The 24,076-nt window shown below is 39.8% G+C and carries 27 protein-coding genes; 12 read left to right on the plus strand and 15 right to left on the minus strand.

Annotation, left to right across the window (positions count from 1 at the left end; genetic code table 11):
- The first annotated feature begins 76 nt into the window (after window positions 1-76).
- On the plus strand, window positions 77-340 hold the full coding sequence (locus ABC361_RS18180) for a hypothetical protein (RefSeq protein WP_413075256.1): 264 nt from the start codon (window positions 77-79) through the stop codon (window positions 338-340).
- A 317-nt stretch (window positions 341-657) separates the two neighbouring features.
- On the opposite strand, the gene ABC361_RS18185 is transcribed toward ABC361_RS18180, so the two are convergent.
- Complete coding sequence (locus ABC361_RS18185) at window positions 658-1,410, minus strand: MerR family transcriptional regulator (RefSeq protein WP_413075257.1); 753 nt, start codon at window positions 1,408-1,410, stop codon at window positions 658-660.
- Between the two features lie 94 nt (window positions 1,411-1,504).
- Here ABC361_RS18185 and ABC361_RS18190 point away from each other — a divergent pair, with 94 nt between their 5' ends.
- Complete coding sequence (locus ABC361_RS18190; protein WP_413075258.1) at window positions 1,505-2,200, plus strand: CPBP family intramembrane glutamic endopeptidase; 696 nt, start codon at window positions 1,505-1,507, stop codon at window positions 2,198-2,200.
- A gap of 89 nt (window positions 2,201-2,289) precedes the next feature.
- On the opposite strand, the gene ABC361_RS18195 is transcribed toward ABC361_RS18190, so the two are convergent.
- From ABC361_RS18195 to pgsB, 5 genes are all read right to left on the minus strand, one after another.
- Window positions 2,290-3,093: an SGNH/GDSL hydrolase family protein gene (locus ABC361_RS18195; protein ID WP_413075259.1), complete on the minus strand. Its 804-nt coding sequence runs from the start codon at window positions 3,091-3,093 to the stop codon at window positions 2,290-2,292.
- A gap of 18 nt (window positions 3,094-3,111) precedes the next feature.
- Window positions 3,112-4,752, minus strand: a complete 1,641-nt coding sequence (gene ggt, locus ABC361_RS18200) for a gamma-glutamyltransferase (RefSeq protein WP_413075260.1) — start codon at window positions 4,750-4,752, stop codon at window positions 3,112-3,114.
- Between the two features lie 153 nt (window positions 4,753-4,905).
- Complete coding sequence (locus tag ABC361_RS18205) at window positions 4,906-6,057, minus strand: CapA family protein (protein WP_413075261.1); 1,152 nt, start codon at window positions 6,055-6,057, stop codon at window positions 4,906-4,908.
- Between the two features lie 13 nt (window positions 6,058-6,070).
- On the minus strand, window positions 6,071-6,520 hold the full coding sequence (gene pgsC / locus ABC361_RS18210; protein ID WP_413075262.1) for a poly-gamma-glutamate biosynthesis protein PgsC: 450 nt from the start codon (window positions 6,518-6,520) through the stop codon (window positions 6,071-6,073).
- A 13-nt stretch (window positions 6,521-6,533) separates the two neighbouring features.
- Window positions 6,534-7,721, minus strand: a complete 1,188-nt coding sequence (pgsB, locus tag ABC361_RS18215) for a poly-gamma-glutamate synthase PgsB (RefSeq protein ID WP_413075263.1) — start codon at window positions 7,719-7,721, stop codon at window positions 6,534-6,536.
- A gap of 472 nt (window positions 7,722-8,193) precedes the next feature.
- Here pgsB and ABC361_RS18220 point away from each other — a divergent pair, with 472 nt between their 5' ends.
- Entirely contained in the window at window positions 8,194-8,358 is a 165-nt protein-coding gene (locus ABC361_RS18220; protein ID WP_413075264.1) for a hypothetical protein, read from the plus strand.
- A 5-nt stretch (window positions 8,359-8,363) separates the two neighbouring features.
- Window positions 8,364-8,708: a GNAT family N-acetyltransferase gene (locus ABC361_RS18225; protein WP_413075265.1), complete on the plus strand. Its 345-nt coding sequence runs from the start codon at window positions 8,364-8,366 to the stop codon at window positions 8,706-8,708.
- Between the two features lie 63 nt (window positions 8,709-8,771).
- Here the strand turns inward: ABC361_RS18225 and ABC361_RS18230 are convergent, their stop codons facing one another.
- Entirely contained in the window at window positions 8,772-9,500 is a 729-nt protein-coding gene (locus ABC361_RS18230; RefSeq protein WP_413075266.1) for a hypothetical protein, read from the minus strand.
- A gap of 256 nt (window positions 9,501-9,756) precedes the next feature.
- On the opposite strand from ABC361_RS18230, the gene ABC361_RS18235 reads away from it, so the two are divergent.
- The 3 genes from ABC361_RS18235 to ytvA all read left to right on the plus strand — a co-directional run bounded on the left by ABC361_RS18235 (window position 9,757) and on the right by ytvA (window position 11,641).
- The gene (locus tag ABC361_RS18235) at window positions 9,757-10,359 is read left to right on the plus strand and encodes a CPBP family intramembrane glutamic endopeptidase (protein WP_413075267.1); all 603 of its coding nucleotides are present in this window, start codon (window positions 9,757-9,759) and stop codon (window positions 10,357-10,359) included.
- Window positions 10,360-10,480: 121 nt separating this feature from the next.
- Complete coding sequence (locus tag ABC361_RS18240) at window positions 10,481-10,648, plus strand: hypothetical protein (protein ID WP_413075268.1); 168 nt, start codon at window positions 10,481-10,483, stop codon at window positions 10,646-10,648.
- A gap of 195 nt (window positions 10,649-10,843) precedes the next feature.
- Window positions 10,844-11,641, plus strand: a complete 798-nt coding sequence (ytvA, locus tag ABC361_RS18245) for a YtvA family blue-light photoreceptor (RefSeq protein WP_413075269.1) — start codon at window positions 10,844-10,846, stop codon at window positions 11,639-11,641.
- Between the two features lie 443 nt (window positions 11,642-12,084).
- Here ytvA and ABC361_RS18250 read toward each other — a convergent pair whose 3' ends face one another.
- A complete protein-coding gene (locus ABC361_RS18250; protein ID WP_413075800.1) occupies window positions 12,085-12,462 on the minus strand; it encodes a YhgE/Pip family protein in 378 nt (125 codons plus the stop codon).
- 120 nt (window positions 12,463-12,582) lie between these two features.
- Complete coding sequence (locus tag ABC361_RS18255) at window positions 12,583-13,656, minus strand: type I restriction endonuclease (RefSeq protein ID WP_413075270.1); 1,074 nt, start codon at window positions 13,654-13,656, stop codon at window positions 12,583-12,585.
- A gap of 478 nt (window positions 13,657-14,134) precedes the next feature.
- Between ABC361_RS18255 and ABC361_RS18260 the strand changes: the two genes are divergently transcribed.
- Together ABC361_RS18260 and ABC361_RS18265 are read left to right on the plus strand one after the other, a co-directional pair.
- On the plus strand, window positions 14,135-14,308 hold the full coding sequence (locus ABC361_RS18260) for a hypothetical protein (RefSeq protein ID WP_413075271.1): 174 nt from the start codon (window positions 14,135-14,137) through the stop codon (window positions 14,306-14,308).
- Window positions 14,309-14,326: 18 nt separating this feature from the next.
- Window positions 14,327-14,731 (plus strand): hypothetical protein, encoded by a 405-nt coding sequence (locus ABC361_RS18265; protein ID WP_413075272.1) that lies wholly within the window; start codon window positions 14,327-14,329, stop codon window positions 14,729-14,731.
- Between the two features lie 159 nt (window positions 14,732-14,890).
- Here the strand turns inward: ABC361_RS18265 and ABC361_RS18270 are convergent, their stop codons facing one another.
- From ABC361_RS18270 to ABC361_RS18280, 3 genes are all read right to left on the minus strand, one after another.
- The gene (locus ABC361_RS18270; protein ID WP_413075273.1) at window positions 14,891-15,916 is read right to left on the minus strand and encodes a flagellin N-terminal helical domain-containing protein; all 1,026 of its coding nucleotides are present in this window, start codon (window positions 15,914-15,916) and stop codon (window positions 14,891-14,893) included.
- Window positions 15,917-16,410: 494 nt separating this feature from the next.
- Window positions 16,411-17,088, minus strand: a complete 678-nt coding sequence (locus ABC361_RS18275; protein ID WP_413075274.1) for a DUF1129 family protein — start codon at window positions 17,086-17,088, stop codon at window positions 16,411-16,413.
- Between the two features lie 8 nt (window positions 17,089-17,096).
- Window positions 17,097-17,414, minus strand: coding sequence for a PadR family transcriptional regulator (locus tag ABC361_RS18280; protein ID WP_413075275.1), 318 nt, complete (start codon window positions 17,412-17,414; stop codon window positions 17,097-17,099).
- A gap of 243 nt (window positions 17,415-17,657) precedes the next feature.
- Here ABC361_RS18280 and ABC361_RS18285 point away from each other — a divergent pair, with 243 nt between their 5' ends.
- The 3 genes from ABC361_RS18285 (at window position 17,658) to ABC361_RS18295 (ending at window position 19,021) form a co-directional block, all read left to right on the plus strand.
- Window positions 17,658-18,413, plus strand: coding sequence for a hypothetical protein (locus tag ABC361_RS18285; protein ID WP_413075276.1), 756 nt, complete (start codon window positions 17,658-17,660; stop codon window positions 18,411-18,413).
- Between the two features lie 166 nt (window positions 18,414-18,579).
- Window positions 18,580-18,786 (plus strand): hypothetical protein, encoded by a 207-nt coding sequence (locus ABC361_RS18290; protein ID WP_413075277.1) that lies wholly within the window; start codon window positions 18,580-18,582, stop codon window positions 18,784-18,786.
- A gap of 58 nt (window positions 18,787-18,844) precedes the next feature.
- The gene (locus ABC361_RS18295; RefSeq protein ID WP_413075278.1) at window positions 18,845-19,021 is read left to right on the plus strand and encodes a hypothetical protein; all 177 of its coding nucleotides are present in this window, start codon (window positions 18,845-18,847) and stop codon (window positions 19,019-19,021) included.
- A 37-nt stretch (window positions 19,022-19,058) separates the two neighbouring features.
- On the opposite strand, the gene ABC361_RS18300 is transcribed toward ABC361_RS18295, so the two are convergent.
- From ABC361_RS18300 to ABC361_RS18310, 3 genes are all read right to left on the minus strand, one after another.
- Window positions 19,059-20,237: an SEC-C metal-binding domain-containing protein gene (locus ABC361_RS18300; RefSeq protein ID WP_413075279.1), complete on the minus strand. Its 1,179-nt coding sequence runs from the start codon at window positions 20,235-20,237 to the stop codon at window positions 19,059-19,061.
- Between the two features lie 317 nt (window positions 20,238-20,554).
- A complete protein-coding gene (locus ABC361_RS18305) occupies window positions 20,555-20,722 on the minus strand; it encodes a hypothetical protein (RefSeq protein ID WP_413075280.1) in 168 nt (55 codons plus the stop codon).
- A 98-nt stretch (window positions 20,723-20,820) separates the two neighbouring features.
- Entirely contained in the window at window positions 20,821-23,988 is a 3,168-nt protein-coding gene (locus ABC361_RS18310; RefSeq protein WP_413075281.1) for a glucosaminidase domain-containing protein, read from the minus strand.
- Between the last annotated feature and the right edge of the window lie 88 nt (window positions 23,989-24,076).

The raw sequence follows: 24,076 nt of genomic DNA on the forward strand, positions 1-24,076 counted from the left end.
CTAACCACCAATCTCCATTAAAAAGGAAAATAATGTTACACTGTTTAAAAAACTGATTTAACGGAGGATTCTAATAATGAAGACGAGAGCACGAAAGATTATTTTGATTAATGCCGTTCCAAGCTTTCTTATCGCACTCTTCCTCTCATTGTTCCTCGCACAAGGGGGCATTGCGGAGAATTATTCAGGCGGGACATTTGTGTTTCCACAAGCATTTATTATTCTTGGTACATGGTTTTTAGGACTAGTGATTGGCCTCCTCACGCAAAATATTGTCTTGTCCGTCCCGATTATGTATGTATCGTTTGTCTCCATCTATGTGTACTTTTTACTGTTTTAAGTAGCTTTTTAACAGGTAACTTGGGGAAGAGTGGTCTTATTCACGACACAACCCTATTTCTCGTTTCCGCTTTTTGCGCAGTCCTATCGTTACTCTTCCTTTATCTTATGTCTAGCTCAAGTCAGAGTATCCCGTTACCTCTTATGGTCGTCGCCACTTTTATCCTCCTACTAATGGGGATCGGATCGAGCCTTGCTATGAGAGACAAAACAAAATACTTTTTATTTGCTTTTCATCTTATCATGCTTACACTCTGCCTACTGTTTATCGCATTCGTGACAATCATGGAAGCTAAATCCTTATTTTTCTCCTCATTTTCATGAATGGTTTTCAAAATGAAGGATGGCTTCTTCCATAAAGGCGACCACTTCTTCTCGAACAGGATATAAATTCAGCTCAGCCGATGTTTCTTTCGACTTACGCGCGAGCCAGAACTTGTCCGCTAATTCAGCATTTCCTTTAAAGGTCTCGTTTGATAAAAGCAATGTATCGTGAGCGATTAGTAGACCTTCTCGAGAAATAGGTGATTTATTTTCCTCTATACATAGATCAATTCGTTTAATGAGATTGATCCATTTCGCCATCGTATCGGGATCGTCCCCCATTTTTGGGAGTTCAGCTAAGACTTCTTGTTCCTCATCGTTGAATAATGTTTCGAATGCTTTCTTTTTCATATCCTGCTTCAAAGATTGATTCTCTTCTGATAAAAGGGGCAGCAATTGATCCCACTGAATTTCTCCTTCTAACTTTAAAATGTTCATTAATGTATGTGTATAGGCTAAGGATTGCTGCAGCTGCTGGATCGTTTGTTCAAGCTGTTCTTTATGGACAACAAGCGTTTTTTGAATGGTGACACGCTGGATCACGTTGCGAATATCATCTAACGACATCGACGTAGCCTTTAACAATAAAACCTTTTGCAACAATAATAAATCATCAGGGGTATAGTACCGCTTGCCGTTCAGCTCTTTCCGCGTAGGTTTGACCAACCCAATTTGGTCATAATAACGCAGCGTACGTAAGGAAAGCTTTAATTTCTTTGAAACATCTCCAGTTGAAAAATAATCCATCTTTACCCTCCTCCTAAAAATAACCCTTGCAGGTTCCGTTACGTAACCAATTATCTTAAAAGTATCATAATTAAGGTATAGGAGGAATGAAAGAATGAAGACAACCTTTTTTTCATCGATGAGATGGTCCTATAAGGAGCTAAGTCTATTGCTTTTGCTTACGCTCGTCGTCGTTCCTATTGGAATCGAATGGATCTTGCACGATTTTCTACAGCAACATTTTCAAAACAGCCTCTATGCAGGCACGATGACAGGTCTTGTCATGGCAATCGTGTTTACTTTAGGCGTATATGCCATTGCGTTGCGACCGCATCAACTAAGTTGGCACGCAGTTGGGTTACGGCGCTTTTCCCGAACGTACTGGAAATGGATCATCGTTTGGACAATTGTTCTAATCGTGGCGAGTTTATTGATCGTCATCCTTATGGACCTGTTTCAAGTGACGACCGAAAACAAAAAAACCGAATCGTTAACAGCAGATATGAATTGGCTAACATTTAGTATTGGGTTCATCTCCGCAGCCATCATCTCGCCAATCTACGAAGAAATTTTTTATCGTGGATTTCTTTATAGATGGTTTAGAGTGAAGTGGGGAATGTGGGCGGGCCTTCTTTGTAGCTCTTTTGTCTTTACAATCGTTCACATTCCTACATATAACACACTCCCCGTTAACTTGATTTCCGGACTCATTTTTGCGTGGACCTACGAAAAAACAGGCTCGATCTTACCAGCTATCCTTATACATGGAACCTTTAATGGGATTGCAGTCATTCTCACGGCCTTAGGGTAGGCATTTACGTTAACGAAATTTCAAACGAGTTTTAGTCCAGACCAAAAAAAAACTGGATGTTCACATTACATCCAGTCTCTTTCTAGAAGCTATTCTGCTGTGAGAAATTGTACGAACGCATCGCTCCATACATCATGCCCTTGTTGGTTCGGTTGAACAGTGCCCATGTCATTCTCAACGATATACTCATGAATGGCTTCATCGTTTGTTGATGGCCAAGCAGACCAGTGATCCAAATAAGCGACATCGTTTTCGGAGGCAAAGTGTGCGATTGCATCGACTTGCTCTTGGTAAGCGGTTGGCGAAGCGATTGGATTTGCTGGCTGGAGCATAAGAAAGGCATCATAGCGTTCTGTTTGAATCTCTTGGATGATTTCGTCTGTAAACTGTACGGTATCTTCAGGAGCCATCAACCTTGTATCATTTAAGAGAAACGGCTCAAGTACGATCATATCCGATTCACCCGTTTTTAGATCCTCTATCATATCGGACTGGACGACGTCTGCCGATGTATACCCTTTGTATGGTTCTAAAAAGGAGAACGAGAATGCGTCTTCACCATAATAATCATTGAGTGCTTTTTCTGCTTGCTGATACCAAGCGGTCATATCCTCACCACCCTCGTGCACATCCGACCCGATCACCGTCACATGGATCGTTTCATTCGCTTCGTATTGTGCTACGATCTGATCCGCTTGTTGATTAAATGCAGTATCCCCTAGTGCGTTTCTTAATGTATCCATCTTTTCTTGCTCGGCTTCAAGTTCGTAATGAAATCCCTCAATCGCTACTTCTTCCGCCCTTGTGAGTTCTTCATCATAGCTAAAGAGATCGAGCACAACGAGTAGCACGGCCATAAATCCAAATGGCGCAATGCCCTTTATTATCTTCACATTCATCCCTCTAATCTTTTAATTCGACCCCCATGTTCCATTCCGACGAGGGTCTGAACCGCCGTAAATCTCTTGTTCTTTTTTGGCAAGTGATTGCACACTCCCATAAAACATATCGTCTTCGTATAGTTGAACCTTGTAGCCCTTCTTTCGGAGAAGGGGGATTTCTTCTTCACCAATATCGTTCTCTAGAAAAACCGTATTATCTTCAAGAATAAATCGAGGTTCATCAATCGCTTCTTGAAGATCATCCTCATACAAAACCTGATTGGCCACCACCTGCATGAGGATCTGCGGAATACGCCTCCCTCCCGGAGAACCAATTCCAAGAATCTCTTCTGTCTCTTCATTCACCATAATTGTTGGCGCAATAAAGCTCCTCGGCTTTTTGCCAGGTTCATACGCATTCGGTGATTGAGAAGATTGGCTAAAGTTTTTCAGTTGATTATTTAAAAAGAATCCCCCTGTCATCGAACCCGATCCAAAGAAATTGCTTAATGTATTTGTAGCCGAGACGATCATGCCGTCTTGATCAATAATCACGAAATGCGTCGTGTTGCTATGATCATTCCGTTCCGCTTCTGAATCATTGAAATCCAGAGAAAGGCCGGAGCCACTTATTGAGATATCTTCCGCCAACGCTTCTGAATAAGCCTTACTTGTTAATTCATCCACATCATGATCATTGAAGTTAGGATCGCTAATCGTATTGAGGCGATCATCATACGCCACTTTTGAAATCTCGCTCCATAAGCCAATATAATCGGCTTTTCCTCTTTCATAGTCCTCAATGTGCAGACTTTCGGCCATCTGCAACATTTGAATAAAGGGAATCCCCGCTAATGGTGGAGATGCAGAATAAATGTCATAATCATAAAATTGTCCTTGAACAGGCGTTTTTGTTTCAACTTCATACGCCTCAAGGTCCTCTCGCTCAATGGCGCTTTGATCGTCGTTTCCAATTTTTGCGGCAACGTCTCCATCGTAAAAATCATTGAGTCCGTTTGCTTGTAACGTTTTTAACGTTGTCGACAGCTCTTCTTGTATAAGTGGTTCACCTGGTTGAATCGCAGCTCCATCAGGGTAGTAATGAGACGCCACCTCACGATTAATTCGTGCTTGCGCTGAACGGATGCGGCTGCTAAGCTGTGCACTCACGTCAAAGCCTTCTTCTGCGAAATCAATGGCCGGCTGTAATAATTGTCCCATCTCGATAGACCCGTAATCCGCATGAACCTTGTCCATACCTTTCACAAATCCTGGCACACCAATCGATTGGCGTTCCTCACTTTGAGGAGCGACTTCTCGATAGTCGTATGACACCGGTTCATCCGCATCAGGAGGGAGGATGAGCATGGAGCCGCCCCCACCAAGTCCAGATCCATATGGCTCAACAACGCCGAGCACAAACCCAACGGCAACTGCAGCATCTACCGCATTGCCCCCGTTTTCTAAAATATCCATTCCAACTTGATTGGCGTATTCATTCGACGAACTAATTCCGAATGATTCCCCGCTATCGCTTGCCGTTTGCGGCGCTGATGGTTGTGCAGAATGTTGATTCATTACACGTTCCCCAGTTTCTTGATTTAAATAAAAAATAATCGCTAAGATCACAAACAATCCCGTCGCTAGTAGAGTGGTTGATTTTTTATTCAATGAATCTACTCCTCCCATAAAGAGTAGCAAATTGAGAGTATGAACAGTCTCTTAAAATGCTGTGATGTCAAAGCGAATGGTACTAAGCATTCTACTACCTGTCAAGCAATGGTCAAAGTCATACTCTTCTCAACCAACTCGATGGTCCCTCTACTATTCCGTTGGCAAAACGTGGCGATGGTCTACCTCAAAAAATAAGCGGTCATCCTCTTTTTTGAAATGGTCTCGATTCTCCGTGTCTTTTGTTAACTGCCTAAAGATCTTCTCACGATAATACAAGGATGACGTCCCTTCAATCGGTCTCGGTTGCGCCTCGTTGATTCTGAACGGAATCAGTTCAAGTTGTGCCGTTCCATCATCAAGTAAATGGTATTGCGCAATTGCCGTATCCCGCGTCCGTGTCCAGCCTTGATCGGAGACAAAATTTCCTAACGAGTAAAGCATGAACGTATCGTTATACACATCAACCGATTGCAACACATGGGGATGATGACCAATGACTATATCTGCTCCAGCATCGGCGTATGCTTTCATCAACTCTTCTTGCCTTGTCGTTGGCGAACTATCATACTCCTGCCCACCATGTACATGCACCACCACAAGATCGGATTGACGATTGGCTTCATGGATGCGTTCAAGCGATTCGTTCGGATCGGCGTCCAGCAATCCTGCTGTTTCACCTGCCTGATTTGCGTCATTAAATCCTAGTGTCGCAATCGTAAGACCGCCATACTCCCCGTAGACGACACCACGATCGGCCTCTTCATCAATTTGTACACCAACCGGTTCCACATTCGAATCATGGAAAGCTTCCACTGTATCCCGTGCACCTTCTAGACCAAAATCATACGTCCGATCGTTCGCCACATTGATAACCGAGAACCCATTGTCTTCTAATCCAGCAACCGCCTCGCGATTCGTATAAAGCCCTAACTCATTCCGCTCCGTCACATAAGACTGCTCTTCATCAATAATCGACGATTCGAAATTACCCGTGACATAATCGGACTCCGCAAAATACGGAGACGCATATTTAAACAAGTAATCAAAATCATACCGGTCAACAACCTCTTCAACATGTCGACCGACCATCACATCTCCAACCATAGAAGCTGTGAATCGAGACTCAGACGGCACAGCCACTTCTGGTACATCGTCATTTCCTATAAAATTAAATCCGACAAGGACAAGCGATGTCACGATTAATAGAATAAGAGAGTGTTTCTTTGCTTTTCTTTTATGTTTCTTTGTACTTAACAAGATCTTCTCGGAGAAGCTTAATTTCTTCGTTGTATTTTCACTCATATTAAAGAATCCCCTATATTAAATAGAATAAAGAAATAATCACAAATGTTGCTCCACTAAGTAATAGCGTACTCAAAATCGTTGGCGCAACACCCTGTTTTTGTATCGTATTCGCAATCAACCCAGGGACAATGACGCCTAATCCGCGAAACTCCATAATCTCAAACGGCATGACTGGATAGAAGAAGTCAAATATCAACTTCAGAACGATTCCGGTCGTCAACATCGCTGCGAATTTTCTTCTTCCATATAAAATTGTCACTTTGGCCACACCGTATGTGACAATTAAATACGTTAATAAACTAATCAGGAAGATCGTTAATAAAAAGATCGGTTGATCAAATACGAGGGCTAAATACCCTGGAACGATTAACCCCGCTGGCATGATGCCTGTTTTTTCTGCAAAGATTAGGCTCAACACCACGCCAATTACAAGTGCTATGTATAAATCGGTACCAAACAAAAGATAAATCCTCCTACGCCACGTTCTGTAATTTTATTTCTTGTAACTTTTCAATTAAAGGCTCAGCTGCGCCATGGATGTTGCCCACTCCGTAAATCGTCGTCGCATCCATCATGTCAACAAGATAGCGATACACATCCTCAACGGCGTAGCCTTCGAAATTCACAAGTTCATTAGCTGGTAATTTGCCTTCATTAAACGCATTTACAACAGGCTGAACACTCTCACCAATGACAAGTAATTTATTTGCTTTCATATATGGAAGCACATCATTCGCAAACTGCTCCGTACGATCAACTCGATCTTCACGACAATTCATAATAATGACCGGCTCTTCCGTCGGGTAGCCTAAAAGCTTCACACGTTCCCAAATGTTAAGGGTTGACGTCGCATCATTTGCTGCAAAACCATTTACAAAGAAAGAAGTCTGATTCGCCTGATCATCCATTGGAATAATTCGCATTGCCCCAGGATCGGGAGGCGCATTTAACATTCCTTTAAACGCTGTCGCTTCATTAATACCAACGGCTTCTGCAACCGCTAAAGCAAGCGAAGCATTATCCGGGAATACCATATACTCGAATTTTTTTAGAAACGATTCGGAGATACGCGTATTATCCGCAACGATCACCTTCGTGTTCCGTTCCCGCGCAATTTCCTTATAATAGTGTTCATAAGGACCCTCTGTAATGATCAAATGACCGCCATATGGAATGGTGGACGTAAACGCCTCTGCCACTTGATCCAATGTCGGTCCCATTACATCCATATGATCCTCAAGCACATTGACAATGACCCCCACATTCGCTTGAACCATTTCGTCTTGATAAGTAATTTGATAATCCGGATTCACCGCCATACATTCGCTGACTAAAACCTCGGCGCCTCGCTGTGCAGCTTCTTCCACAACCACACGTTGCTCGCGAATATTCGGACCCTCTAACCTTCTCACAATCGGCTTCTCTTCTGGTGTATCCCAATAAATCATTCTCGCAGACGTTCCTGTTGTCTTTCCAATCGTTCTCTTACCCGATTCCTTTATCACACCAGTAATTAAGCGCGTCACTGTAGACTTCCCGCGAATCCCATTCACATTAACCCGAATCGGAATCGAATCAATGTGTTTACGGTGTCTTCTTTTCTCCCTAAAACCCAGTCCCAACAATAAAGCCAAAGGAACCAAAATCATGAAATAAACCATTCCAACCTCCAATTAACCTAACAAACACGACAGATTATCTTACATACTTCTAATACAACAGAAATTATCGTAACAATAAAAGCCGACGCATAGCGTTTCAATCCCATAACAAATTATTTTAAGATAGTTTCAGTTTGAAGACACAATAGGCCAAACGAATCGAAAGTACGGAGAAAACAAAAACCAATCTACCACGACTTAAGACACGTGAAAGATTGGTTTGATTCACCAAGTAGATTAAATTCGTGTATAGGAAGAAGCCACCATTCTTTTTAACCTTTGACATTAGTTATGTTTACCTGCAAGGCCATCTAAAGAAAAAGATTTCCGTAAACGTGTTTGCAAACTGGTATGTCTTATACCAATATAGAAAGTGACTAATGACAAACACACTTTTGACGCATGCGCCGATCTCCTCCACTGTTACCATGTATGAACAAACAGTGAAACCAGCTATCAACAGGAGGAAGTCATGGATATTCAGAAGATTACAACCGACAGTCATGAGCTCGCACATCTTAAAGCAATCTATTTAGAATCATTTCCACCAGAGGAGCGGCTAGATTTTGAGCTATTGCTGGCTAAACAACAAGCAGGAAAAGGGAATATCCTTGGTTTTTTAAAGACGAAGCATTAGTCGGGATGATGTATTATGCCGAGTATCAGGAAATTCTCTATATCTTTTACTTTGCTATTGACCCACACCATCAATCAAAAGGGTATGGAAAACAGATGCTCACGTATATGCTTGAACGATTTAGCGAGCATAAAATCATTCTCTTAGTAGAAGAAATAGATGAAAAAGCGGACAATTATGCGCAACGATTAAGAAGGAAGAACTTCTATTTACGAAATGGTTTTGCAGACAATGCACAATTTTTGGTTGCGTTAGGGAATGATTTTGAGATGCTCCATCGTCAAGGGCATCCAGCATATGTTTCTGATTATGAAAAAGTTCAAACGTATTATTATGGTGACGACAAGTAAAAGAATCTTTATGAATGCTGGCATTCATAAAGATTCTTTTTAAAGGATGGTTTCGCCTAAACTCTATGATTCTGGATCGGTGTGATCGCCTCGTTCTTTCTCATCTCGATCACGATTCTCTTTTGTTTCTTCTTGCGCTTCTGTATAACTACGTTTTGTATCGTCTGATTCTTCCGTTTCAGGAGTCGTATGGTCGCCTCGCTCTTGATCATCTCGATCACGGTTTTCCATCGTCTCCTCTTGTGCTTCTGTCCTGCTTCTCTCCTCTTCTTCGTGCTGTTCTTCTTCCTTGGCTTCTCGTTCCAGTCTCTGTTTCTTATAATCAGAGCGTTCGCCATGCCACATTAAGTCAAAGATCGCACGTCCATTCGTAGGCTGTCCATCCGGTAAATAGACCGGAATCACATCAAAAAGCATGTAATAAAAACAATAAAAGATAAACGTGCTCCAAAAGATATTAGCTGGCAAAACCCCTTCTAGTACTAAGGCGTTCGCTACAAACGCAAAAATTGCAGTTGTCAAAATAGGAGCGGCATAGATGATCCCGTGCCAAGTCCGATTGCTTGGCTTCACCCCATCGTATTCCATCCAGCTAAACATAAAAAAATACCGTCTAACCTCAATCGTCGGAATTTTAAACAACGTTGGACCACTGCCGATAATTAAGTTTTTATTTTCTCCTTTTAATAGCGTCACAGCTAAGTAATACCCAGATTCTCGAATTACTGTCACAATCGGCAAAATTAAAAGGGCAGACATAAATAAGCGAATCCAATCCGTCGGACTAAACAATACGTGTGTTCTCCTCACAAAAGTTGTGTCTTTTTCTAAGCTATTGAGCCATCATACTACTCGCAATCTAAAAGGAACACAATTCTTAAAACAAAGATTGATTACTTTTCCATGCTTTCACATGGATGAGAGGACAAATGGACTGGTTCTTTAAGCATCATCTTCTTATTTTAATAATAGTGACTAGAGTCACGTTACAATAAATGGTTATAGGGAATTGGGAAACTATTCATTTGCATAAGGAGTTGAGTTTGTCTTGAAATTTGAATCCTATATTCGTAAACGGACTTTTCATTATCTACTTTTGTTTAATGGTATCTTTTTCATTTCTACCGTTATTTTTATGTATCCAAGTCCATCTGCTTTTATTGAATTCATTGGGGTTGGCCAGCCTGTCCCTTTGCTAGGATGGTTGTTGGCGCTCACCGTGGCCAGTCTCTATGCAGCTTATACGTTGTATATGATACCAGAAACGCGTCATATGGTTTTTGAAATATCTATGCTCAAGTTGCTCGCTATCCCTTTAGCAGTCCTTTCAGGAGTAGTGGAAGAAGCTTTTTTTCGTAAAGTTATTATGGATGCATTAGAGGGGATTGGACTGGGATCCATTCTTCAAGTTCTTATTTCCGCACTGATCTTTTCTTTTGTTCATGTCGTTTGGGTAGTATTCGCAAAAGACTGGCGTTATCTGTTCGCTGTTTTTGTGAGTACCTTTGTATTAGGTATAGGTTTAGGATGTGTCTATCTTCTATCGGACCGTAATATCTTACCCGCTATTGTAGCCCATATTTTCATCAATCTCCTAATCGAACCTGGCTTATTGTACAGTGCGTTTCGTCAAGGCATGAGCAAAAAATAGTATTGTCGACATCGCCATCAGTCTCCATCTTCTTTCATTTTTTCATAAAGATTTGTTTTATAAATTTCGGGAAGACAAGTGATATAGGTATCAACCTAACAACTTAGTGAGGAGGATATCTATGCTTAATCGCTTAGAGCGAGTGCTGTTTCAACGAGAACTGGACTTCCTCAAGATGCTAAAGGGTAAAGCGACGAAAGAACATAGTCGCTTTTCAGCAGTAATCGAGGAAGAGATCACGCATCTAGAACACGTTCTTGAAGAAACAGAGATGCAAGTTAATGATTAGTACAGGGTGGGGCGGTTCCCCCATCCTACATATCACTTTAACAGTGACGGAGAATCTCCTCGCGTTACGGTTGATAGCTAATGATTTCTCGCTCTAGGTGTAGAAAGAGCACACATCAGGATGTGTGCCCTTTTTTTGTTAAAAAATTTCATTTTAGAACGTATGTATGGTACGATAATATACGAAATATTGGGGGTGCTTATCATACGATCTATAGCAAACAAAGAACTCTTATTCGAAGCATTAGATTATACGCGTGCGGGTGTTTTAATTACTGATCCGCAGCAAAAAGATAATCCAATTATTTATGCCAATCAAGGCTTTTTTGATATGACTGGTTATTCAGCCGAAGAGATAGTGGGACAAAATTGTCGCTTTCTCCAAGGTGAAGAGACTAATATGCAAGAAGTAAAGAAACTGAAGCAAGCGATTGAAAAAAGAGAATCGAGCTCAGTCATACTCTATAATTATAAAAAAGACGGCACAGGCTTTTGGAACAGCCTTACCGTTGATCACTTATATATTGAAAAAGAAGATCAACACTTTTTCATTGGCGTACAAAAAGACGTGACCCATGAAAAAAAGATTGAGGCATCACTTCGGGAGTCTCAACAGGAGATCGAGAGCTTAGCTTGTCCAATTGTACCTGTTATTCAAGGGATTGCCGTTTTGCCTCTAATAGGAAAAATGAATCGCGATCGTTTTTCTAAGGTGTTAACGGTAACAACAGATGAGATCGTAAAACAGAAGCTGAAACGAATTATCGTTGATTTATCTGGGCTGACACATGTAGATGACGCCATTTTGGTTGATTTATCCACCTTACAAAATGTCATTCGATTACAAGGCGCGAACCTTGTAGTGACAGGGATTTCTCCAGAGATGATCCTGAATTCTCTGCAAACCAATGAATTGTTATATATGACGCTACACACAGAAAAGTCTGTTCAAGATGTCATAAGCAAATATGTTGTCATGAAGGATCCAATTTAATGAATCCTTTCCACATTCCCTCTATCTATTCAGACGTTCGTTTGTGAATCTAGAAGCATAGAGGGATAACATGTTTGTTCACGATTAAAATGTAAACGGTAACGCGCCACTTTTAATGAGTGGCAAACAACCCAACTTCACTACATACGATGAAGCCACTACGTTCGCGACAAAATGAAACGACATGCTATTAAAAGAGATTGATGTTTCTGATCATTGGTCCGTAAAAGAGAATCATTCGTAGCCCTTAAGAGGGTTTTTTCTTTTACCTCCTTATGCTTGATAAAAAAACCTTGGCGTTTTAATACGCCAAGGTTTCACTTTATGATTGTGCTTGCAACTCTTCTTCCGACGCTTCCTCTTGACGCTTCTTTGCAGAAAACGTGTAATAGATAATCGTGAACACATGGAAAGCAACAAAAAGAACGAGTAAAATCGTCATTTCAAACCAAGCCGTTCCACCTATGGGAATTGCCTCCCTCCCGGAAGGCATTTACAGAATGGGTCATCGGCAAATATGGATGAACCGCCTGAAAAAAGCTGTTCAATAATTCAATTGGGAATGTTCCTGCGGCTCCACCAAGTTGAATCGTCATCAAGATAAGCATAACGAATCGGCCAACATTTCCAAGCAAAACGGAAAAGAAATGGACCATCGACATAAACGCAAATGACGTGACAATCGCGACTAGGAAGGTTCGCGGTGTATCAACTGGTTCCAATCCGACTAAGGAGACCATAATCCCGATCATAATGACCGCTTGGAAAAACAATACAAATGCTAAACTTCGATACCCACCATATAATCCCTGACATTGTATTGGTTGACTTCTTTATCTCTTATGAATTAGTTGACTATTAATTTATAAATCCATAAAAAAGAACAACCTGACACTTGCTGGTTGTTCTTTTTTAAACGTTAAGTCCTGAATCATGTAAAATCAACCATTCTTAACTGTAAGGCCCTCTACTACTTCAATAAGTTTTTCTTTATAATTTTCGAGGTCCGCAATTTTCTCAAGTGTAGCCGTTGTACGCTCCTCATCATTAAATTGCACCATTTTATTGGTACCATTTAAATATAATCTGCATATCCAACGTCGAATTGTATTATCAATTAGAATGTTAAAATAGCTTTTATTGTCTCGATAGAAAATACGTTCGTCTTCAATTGTGTCTTTTAATAGCATCTTGGCAATGGCATAGCCTTCAATCTCTTCCTCTGTCGTCACAATTTCAGGCTCTTCCATTACAGGTAACTCTTCTAATGTTTTAGGTTCTTCTTGTTCATGTGGAGTGGAGGTTGATTTCAATGCAGCGTTAATTTTGTCATTAACAAGTTCATTAATGTACTGTTTAAAAGATTTTTTTACAATGACCTCAAAATTATCCAGCACAGCTTTTGTCTTGCGTCCACTATAGACTTGTGAAACGATGAAGCTCGTAAAATCCTCGCTAGGATGTTCCCACAATTCATCAAATAACTTCTTTATTTTATTAGAATATTTCAAGTCAGAAGCCGTATCAAAAATCTTATTTAAATCAAAACTACCTTTGCGAAATTTAGCTAATTCAATCAAGCTTGACTCTTTTAGTTCAGCAAGATTAAATTCAAAGAATGGAACGGAATCCATCTTATTCTGTTCATCTAAATCTGTATAGAAACGATAGATAATACCGTTCGTTAAGATAGCAAACTTTGCTGAAGTCGTACCAAAATATCGAAATAATTGCGAATTATGATTTTGTAAAGCCTCCGTAATTGATTTAGCTTCAATGAGAATTAAGGGCTTGCCCTCACTCATAATCGCAAAATCTACTTTTTCCCCTTTCTTAATCCCTACATCAGCAATAAATTCTGGAAGAAATTCCTCAGGATTAAACACATCGTATCCTAATGTTTGAAAGAACGGCATAATAATAGATGTTTTCGTCGCTTCTTCCGTAGTGATATTGTCCTTCAATGTGCTCAAGCGCTTTGATAAATGTTTAATTTTTTCGATAAAATCTTCCATTATAATCCCCCTACCCTTGTGAATTTAGCCTAAATCCACCTATAATTTACATCTATTATACCACTACCCAGAGATGAATAAATATTATTTTCAGAAAAAAATGATTTTATATGCACTTCTACCCATCTACTTTTAAGAAACCTAAATGGAATGCCCTGTTTCCTTCAAAAAATTTTATCATTCTTTGATTATTAGCCCCAATGTTTCTCATTACTTATTAGCAAGGTCCTAAAACAATGGTCACTATACGTTAAGGAAGAAAAATTGTTATGTACAGACATTTGTTAAAGAGTTTTGACGTCAACAAGTTTGAATTTCTCTCTTATGTGCAACAAAAAGGTTTTGTTCATTCTCAAGATTCGACAAGTATTAATTGGAATTACATACGAATTCCTGCTTGTCAGCAGTATGGACAATTATTGATTCTGAGAGTCAAATTGTACCAGGCATTCAGAAAAAATGAAATGGGGTCAGGTTCTTGTACGAATATGAAGAAAGAAAAGATGGTGGAATGAACGTTTATAAAGAAGGAAGGTATTGCGGTCAATATATCCCTATTTATGGCGGAGTAGCTATTAAATTGAAGAATAGAAAAGGTTACTTTGTGAGTTCAAGACAAAAAGCAATTAAACTATTAAAAACTGAATCTTAACGGAAAGGAGACCTCCTTTTGACTGTAGAGACATTAACAAGAAAAGAAGATATTAAAGTGATTGAATCCATTCTTAGAAAGTACAAAACATATCAAGCAGGAAAAGAAAATTTAAAAAATCAGTTACACAACTTTTCTACCATTAAACGTGAAACGGATAATCCCTTTATACACGAAAGTGATAATAAACATTCAAAAATAGCTTATTCCGACTTTAAAAATTATAGCTTAATAATCGATTCAATTGATATTGCTGCCCAACACCTTGATGGACTTGAAAGTAACTTTGTGCACTATCGTTATTTTGAAAATAAAACAATGAAAGAGATTTCTATAGAAATGGGATACGGAGAAAAGCACCTTTTTAACCTTAGAAAACGTTTATTAGAGAAGTTATTAATTAGTTTAAGAGGTCTCTATTAAATAAATCTTAATAGAGTTATTAGCCAATTGCTTATGCTGTTGGTTTTTTCTATTCTTAATTTTATTTCTTTACCGAGCAATTTATTTAAAACGTACAACAACATGTTCAGATAAAAAACAAAAAAAGCCCCTTCAAAAGAAGGAGCGTTAACCTTACGATTATCCAAGTAACTGAAGGACTTGTTGTGGCTGTTGATTTGCTTGTGCAAGCATGGATTGAGAAGCTTGAGAAAGAATGTTCTGCTTCGTGAACTCCATGATTTCTTTTGCCATGTCAACGTCACGGATACGAGACTCAGCAGCTTGAATGTTTTCTGAAGAATTATCTAAATTAGAGATTGTGTGCTCTAAACGGTTTTGTGTTGCTCCTAGTTTTGAACGTTCAGAAGAGACAGCATCAAGTGCATTTTGAATTGTTGTGATAGCAGCGTCGGCACTTTCACGACTAGAAACATCTAATTTCTCTGCTCCATTAACCGTTGCATTATCGTCAGCTGCTTCTGTTGCTGCTGCAACTAACGCACCACTTTCACTATAGTAACCAGCTGCTTGAGCTTCAATTCCTTCTTGCTCATTAGCTTCAACAGCTTCTCTAAAAGTAGCAACTGTGTTGCCATTTTTATCTTGAAGAACATTATCTCCATCAACAGTTGCCGCAGTTAATTCTTGCTTTCCAACTCCTAGAGCATCAGCACTCATATCACTGAAACTAATAGAGATGTTTTGATTACTATTCGCACCAATTTGGAACGTTACACCCTCTGATTTATCACCATTTATGAGTTTTTGCGTGTTAAATTCAGTGTCTGCAGAAATACGAGTAATTTCTTTCGCTAATTCATCTACTTCTTTTTGGATTTCGCCACGATCGGACTCAGTATTCGTATCGTTCGCTGCTTGGGTAGCTAATTCACGCATACGTTGAAGAATGCTCTGTGTTTCTGTCAACGCACCCTCAGCCGTTTGGATCATAGAAATGCCATCTTGTGCGTTACGGCTTGCTTGGTCCAAACCACGAACTTGCGCGCGCATTTTTTCAGAGATTGCTAGACCTGCTGCGTCATCCCCTGCTTTGTTAATACGAAGTCCAGAAGAAAGTTTTTCTTGTGCTTTTGCTGCCATTCCTTGGTTTACGCCAAGTTGACGGTGAGCGTTCATTGCGCTCATATTATTGTTGATAATCATTGTTCAACACATCCTTATGTTTTTTGATCTCCACATCCGTTTGGAGATAGTCTTGCAATGTTGCTACCTTATATATCGAACAAATTTAATAGATGTTTATAGTTTGGAGAAAGATTTTATTTAAACATTAACCGATCCGATGTGATCACTTGATAAAAACCTAATTTTTTGATATCTTTTGAGTATAATACTTGCAATTTCGAGCATACCATGAAAAGAACCCGTGACTGCGCGAACAGTCAACGGGTGAATTGAACAAGTCCCATCGGGGCAAGGTTCACTCTTAATTAGGAGTAACCACCACCTATTCGACGGTCAATCGGTTCAGGGGTGGTTACTTTTTTGTCTTGTTTGCATCCTTTGCTACTAGATACACAAGCGTAGATAGCGTAACAATTAGCATAGCTAAACAGACATTGAAAGTGAACTCCCACCCCTGAAACTTATTCAACTCTTACATTTCATTATAACAGAATTATCCGAACTCACTTCAGTTACTTCTTCTTTTTAAATACCTTTGTCCCTAAATACAACACACCCCCTACACTGAGATAGATCCACCAATCGATCTGTATAACCGCCCCAAAATCAGGTACAAACGTATAAAATAGGAGAAGAGGAAGAAACCAAAGCATTCCATACAACCCTGCTTTTATTGTCACCCATCTCTCGCTATTTTTTTGATTTTGATTAAATAAGGATTGGCGAATTAGAGCGAAGAGAACAACGATAGCAAGAGGAATGGATACAATCACATATAGCCCTATTATCAGCGAATTTCCTACAGCAATGGTTTGATCGATTTCCGTAAAGAGTGGCAATACCCCATACAAAATGCCTTGTAGTACAAATAGAAACGCAAGTGTATAGGCTAACGCACCACCCAATAATCCAAACCAATGTCTCTTCTTTTCTGTCGGTAAGTATGCAATGAGTTCTTCTGCGTATGCCTTTGGATCATCTCCGAAAAGATGGTGAGCTGATTTTCCCTCTTTTTCTGCATCTAACAAGTGATCCAGTATATCCATGAGCACTTCTTCTGCCTCTTGTTCCGCAATTCGGATATCTGTTCGTAAGTACATTAAAAAATCTTCGTAGATACGCTTATTTTCTTCTGTTAACGCTTCTCTCTTTTTGTTATTTGCTTCTATTAAAGTCTCTGTGTGCGTCATAAAACAACCTACCTTCCAAGAAGTTCATTTACAGGGATGACAATCGCATTCCACTGTTCAACAATAGCTTTAAGCTCCTCTTCACCTTCTTTAGTTAAAGAATAGTATTTCCGTTTAGGTCCAGAAGGCGAGTCTTTTAATGTGCTGCTGATTAACCCTTTCTTCTGGAGTCTAAGTAAAACGGGATAGATTGTGCCATCGCTTATTTCTGGAAGTCCAACCTTTTGGAGTCTTACAGCAAGTTCATATCCATACACTTCTTCCTCTTTGATAACCGTCATGACACATGCATCCAAAATCCCTTTTAGCATTTGCGTTTTCGACATTTTGCCACCTTCTCACTACATGGTTAAACCATATAGCGTATAAAAAATATAGCTACTTGGTTATACAAAGTAGTTATGGTTATGATACACAAAGGGTAAGTTAATAGCAAGGTCTCCTCATCTGTTTTTTTATATCCTTATCCGTTCTACATATGAAAAACTTGTCCTTCCCAAGCCGCGCACTTATACTTTTTTACGATACTTGCCAGACTATATAAAAATAGGGCTAAAAAGGAGTACATTTTGTTTAATCCAACAGACTGGATACGTCTAATCATGGCAGCACTCGTGATTTTGCCAATCGTAACTGTAATACGTGAATCTGGTTATTATTTAATCGCCACCTTGCTTAGAGGAAAAAATAAGCATCTAATTATTGGAAGTGGGCCGACGTTATTTACCATTCCTACAATTGAAGTACGACGCTACTTCTTTATGTTTAGTTGGATGGAATACGATGAGTTAAAACCACGTAATCGTTTTTGGCATGGGTTAATTTATGCGGCTCCGATTATAACGACTGGACTCTTTGCTTTTTCCGTGAATAGTCTCGTGTTAAACGAGGTACTTTCCCCAAATATTTTTTGGACTACCTTTATTTTTTACTGTTTCTACTACATGCTTTTTGACTTGATCCCGGTTTATTTGCCAGACGGCCAGCCAACAAATGGGCGTGCGATTTTTGACCTTATCTGGCATGGAGAGCGGTCCGATTATAAAAAAGCGCGCTTAGAGCGAGAGGCACAAGAAAAAGAAGAAAATACGAACGAAGAGGAGGGTGACCGTTCGAACACAGAAGCTCAAGAAGAGACAAAAGAAAATCGTGACCGAGATGATGAAGAACGAGGCGATCATACAAATCCAGAATCGTCTCAAGAAAAGAAGCAATCAAATGACGAGGAGAACAAGCAACGGAGCTATACCGATGCGCAAGAAGAAACGAAGGATAACCGTGATCGGGATGATAAAGAACGAGGCGATCATACAAAATTTAACTAAACCGATGGACAGCACGCGAAAACCTTCGTGCTGCCCTCTTTTTGTTATCAAATGTTTGATTTATCGACTGTAGGGTATAAGTTAATTCTTGATAAGGTTACCGTTTTTTTCTTTAGAAAGGTAATGTTAAACCTTGTTATGAATAGATATACAAGAGGTGAGGGAATTGAAACGAAATACAGTTATTGCGCTCCTTTTATCCATTAGTACGTGGCTACTATTCATCCTAATTACTGGGATCAATGGAACGAATATTATTGCTTCAAGCGTTGTTGCCTTAATTGTATTTTTTTCTGTGAGGGCATTAACAAAGGAAGCTATTCAAGAAACACGAATTGGTATCGGCGAAATAAAAGAGCTTAAATTGAAATAACTTTCCCTATATCATAAGGCGATTGAGATGAATCGCACCAGATTAAAAGGAGGGCCCAATGTTTGTTCTTTCCCGAAATGTGAACGGTCACTCATTGCTGTTAACAAGTGGAAAACAACCTAAATACTTTGACACCTATGATGAAGCGGAAGCTTTTGCTACTAAATTGAATGGTATGCTTTTAAGAGAAGTTGACGCTTCTGATTATTGGACCGTCCGTAAAAACAAAGTGTAAAAAAAGACCTGTTTGTACTCAGGCCTCCCGTTGCTCTTTACCCACAGCATTTTTTGAACTTCTTTCCACTCCCACATGGACATGGATCATTTCGTCCAACTTTTCGACCTGTCGATAAAGAAATGACGTTTGTTCTTGGCTTGCTTGGATTCAATTCATTCGGCGTATGACCTTTTAATTCCCAATTTGGTGTATTGTTAAAAATTTCTTTAACCAGTTTTTCATACTCTTTTTCATGTTTCCTTGAAGGAAACTCTAGACGGTCCCTCAAGAAAAGCATGAGTCCGTCTACACCAAGGTTTTCATGAGAGAAATGTATTAGATCAAAGCCGATATCATCTAATTGCTCAGCATGATCAATCTCGTAGTCTCTCTCAATAATGGAAAATAACTCCTGCATAGGAGGTGATACCTCATAATACATATCTGCCGAAGCTTGGATAAGCTGCTCTTTCGAAAACAATCGATAGTCTAGATCTTCTCTTTCTTTCACTTTCCCTAATAATTCGTCCACATCCCCGACAATTTCATCCGAAAAGTATTGATGATCTGAATTGAAATCTCCAGTCATTTTCGCATCCAAGTCGAGTATTTCCAGGAGATCGAAACCTTCTGAAAGGAAATCAAAAACTTCCAGCCCTTCTAATAACTCAAAGAGCTTACTAGTAGACAGCACTCCGTAGTGATACAGCAAGCCTTTCGTAAGCTGAACCCATTCTGTATTGCGCTGGATTTTTTGTTGTATAGCAATAGATTCTTCTTCTTCATTAAAAGCGGCTTTTATTTCTTCAGGCATGTACCAAATCGTTGTCCCATTAAAGGAACCTGGGAATAGCATGCCTCTTTTCATTAAAGGTCTTAAATCAAGTTCCAAATCCCGATCAGACATACCATGGTCACTGGATGTAGCCATTTTTAGCAAGTCATGTTTCGGCTGGTCGAGCTTTTCAAGAAGTATGGGTACAAACTTTGGAATCCTTTCACTTAGTACATCAATTAATTCATTCTTATTTAACTGACTCGCTCTTTGAACATTCAAGCTTTTTCTGATGGCATCTAATTGATCCTTCGTTAGCCGCTGCAAGGATTCTCTTAAGCCGATTGGCAGTTTGACAGGCTTCATCATCTTCTGTCTATGCTTTCCTGCTATTTCAGCTTGGTCTTCTCTCAGCTTCATCATCGCTTCTAAAAGCTGTTCCGCTTCTCTTTCATCCACTGTTAACGCCTCACTTTGTTCATTCAGTTACTACTATTGTAAGATAAATTGAGACAGAACTAAACACGCTATAATTCAAGTTTAGATTTAGCACCTTTTAAAGAATCTATTACCTAACTTTTCATAACGAAATAGCCAGATCAAAAAATTGCTTACCGATGGGTTTTCTACCTCATAATGACGGCCTTTTTATTATAGTCAATGTACCTTAAAAAGAACGTATACAATAGGCTCGTTGCTTTCTTCGCTAGTGGGAACAACGCAACTCCGACTAGTAAAAGCACGATACTAAGAACCGTTTGAATCACATCAAAACTCTAAATGCCTATTAAGTTTACTCCCGCAAGCAGGATGGGTGATAATGAAAACGAGATCATGAGTATCCAGAGCGAGAACAAGAGTGCAACAAGAATAATGGCAATTCCTAACCCAAAGATAAGATTAAACGCGATCACACCAGCTAATGTAAAATAATTCACTCGCATGACAACCTCCCTTTCTACAATTTATATTAGCGTATCACAAACAAGAATGATAAAAGAAAACCCCTTCCGCTTTTATTTTAGCGGAGGGGGGCTCAACGTTAACCTTTGTATTCAGGTATATCTAGGGTTAGTGAATAAGCGCCAATTTCTTGATAAAGATTATACATTGTATGCACTTGCTTACGCGACCAACCAATATCTGTTGCATATTGATGAGTTGGTCTTCCATTACTCACTAATGCAGCTGGATTCCAACGCATTTTGTATAGGGTGTTTTGACCTCTCTTGATGTAGCTGTTTCCGATAAAACTAGCCCCACCAACAATCGCCTTGTATGGAGTATCCCATCCTTGATCATATGCATACTGTGAACCACATTGTATTGGACAATTATCTCTGGCACCAATACCAAACATGTTGTAAACTGTCTTTCCGTTTACTTCAATTCCTTTTGCTAGAGTTGAACCACCATGCCCTGTTTCAAGAATTGCATGAGATAAAAGATAAATGTCGTTTACGCCATGTCTTAATCCCGCATCAATAAAAGCTTGACCTTGTCCACTTAAATTCCCTTTGCCTTCAAGATATTGATTTAATACAGATGCTGTTGCACCGCTTGGTTTTGATAAATCCAAGAACTGGAACTGTTGACGATAGTCATTTATAAAATTAGTTGGGTTCATGTGGTAAGCAATATCTTCCTTTGTTGCCCTTACCCACATTAAATGATGCCAGCCATTTACTGTTCTTCTAATTGATAAACGCTCGCCTCTTGTCACTTGTCCTACAACAGCATGTGCTGTACTTGGACCACTTCGTACATTTAATACGTCTACATCGACATAGTAAGCACGGTTTGCTTCTGAATATCGTACATGTTGGGATGATACATATTGCGTATACGTATCCGTTAGAGCAAACGCACCGTATTGACGATTGACAGCCTCATCTAAAGTGATGTTATAGGGGGAGTAATTTTTAACAGGTCCTATCTCTTCAACAGTTTGGTTTTCATGAAGCCATACTTGTTGCCCATTTAACATTCCTCGATACCACGTGCTATCCCCAACAGTTTCAGTGAGGTTAACGAGAAAAGAACTTTCCATATATTCATCTAGATTGCTATAAACAACATCTTTATGGCCACCCCATGCTTTCGTATAAGCACGTCCATTCCCTTTGACAAATAGCTCTTTGCTTTCTCGGCTAACGGTACGATGGTTTCGGACATTCACATCACTTGCTTTTGCCCACCCCACTGTTCCGTTCGTCGCACTCGGTTGCGTGCTTAGCAAATAGTAGACATCACCTCTATATGTTGCTTCTCGTTTAATATAATAAACCGTATCATATAATTGATTTACATTAATTGAAGAGGCATTATCTAGCTGTTTAAATACGCTTGCCCCTTTATGTAAATGACCTAATCGACTTGTTGAACGTTCTGAAATTGTAGGAGCTTCTTCCACTTGATTTGCACGGACAAAGACAGTTTTTCCATCTAAGACCCCACGATACCATGTTTCATTTCCGACCTTCTCTTCAAGGTTAACTTGTAACTCTTCACCTTGATACTTCGTTAGATTCTCGTATACAACATCATGGTGGCCACCCCACGCATTAGCAACTGCCCGTCCAGTTCCTTTTATGTACATCTTTTTTGATGAACGACTCACAGTTGAGTGTGTGCGATCGTTCACATCACTAGCCTTTGCCCAACCAACAACACCGTTAATCGCGGAAGGTTGTGTACTCAATAAGTAATAGGTATCGCCATTATACGTTGCCTCTCGTTTAATAAAATAAACATAGTCAAGTAATGGCTGTAAATTGATTGAACTTGTATCACCTACATTTTCGTACACACTGGCTCCTCGATATAAGTGTCCTAATTTACTTACAGACCGCTCTTGAATATCCGCTTTATCACTTACTTGATTCTCTTGCAAAAATACTGTTTGTCCATCAATCGTGCCACGATACCAGATTGTATTACCAACGTGCTCTTTTAAATTAATTGTGAATGGCTGGTTTTTATAATCATCTAAGTTTGATAGTACCACGTCATTATGGCCACCCCAAGCCTTAGAAAGCCCTCTTCCATTGCCGTTTATGTAATAAGTATTTGAAACACGACTTACGGTATGATGAGTTCGCTCATTCACATCGTCGGCATGCGCCCAACCGATCGTTCCATTCGTTGCACTAGGCTGTGAGCTTAATAGATAGTATAGTTCCCCATTTACACTTGCTTCTTGCTTTATGTAATAAACGTAATCCAATAGAGGGTTTAGATCCAATGACGTTGAATCGCCAATATGCTCATACACACTTGCTCCTCTATAGAGATGCCCTAATTTACTGGTAGATGAGACATGGTTATTGTGCACACGTGCGAATGTTGAAAACTGACGATATGATTCTAAACTCGGTTCGAACGTCGCTTCTTGCTCGTCTGGTTCTACTTCTTCTTCTCGTTGCTTCTCTTGCGACTCGTCTGCACCTTGCTCGTCTGGTTCTACTTCTTCTTCTCGTTGCTTCTCTTGCGACTCGTCTGCACCTTGCTCGTCTGGTTCTACTTCTTCTTCTCGTTGCTTCTTTTGCGACTCGTTTGCACCTTGCTCGTCTGGTTCCACTTCTTCTTCTCGTTGCTTCTCTTGCGACTCGTCTGCACCTTGCTCGTCTGGTTCTACTTCTTCTTCTCGTTGCTTCTCTTGCGACTCGTTTGCACCTTGCTCGTCTGGTTCCACTTCTTCTTCTCGTTGTTTCTCTTGCGACTCGTTTGTACCTTGCTCGTCTGGTTCTACTTCTTCTTCTCGTTGTTTCTCTTGCGACTCGTTTGTACCTTGCTCGTCTGGTTCTACTTCTTCTTCTCGTTGTTTCTCTTGCGACTCGTTTGTACCTTGCTCGTCTGGTTCTACTTCTTCTTCTCGTTGTTTCTCTTGCGACTCGTTTGTACCTTGCTCGTCTGGTTCTAAAAACATTTCTGGATGGTTCTCCACACAGGAAATGAGAGCCTCTAACGTGGCTTCATCCAGTTGCCCCTCAAGTACATCATCTTCTAACCATTCAGACAAATCATGATCTTTCTCTTCCTTGATACAATTGTTCAAAATCTCTCTTTGTTCATCATTTGCATGTTGCATCTTTTCTAATAAATTTTCCAGAGCAGAGTTTTCCTCTGACTCTTGTGCATAACCCAAGCTAGGTATAGTCACGTTCACTAATAAGCTTAAGATAAGTAGAATTATGGAAACCTTTTTCATCTCGCACTCCTTTATACATTCTCTCTTTTTCTCTCAATCTAGTGACATATTACTACAACATTCTACATATTCCTATAGAAAAAATAAA

It is taken from the genome of Shouchella phoenicis, assembly GCF_047238345.1.
Lineage (GTDB): Bacteria > Bacillota > Bacilli > Bacillales > Bacillaceae_D > Shouchella.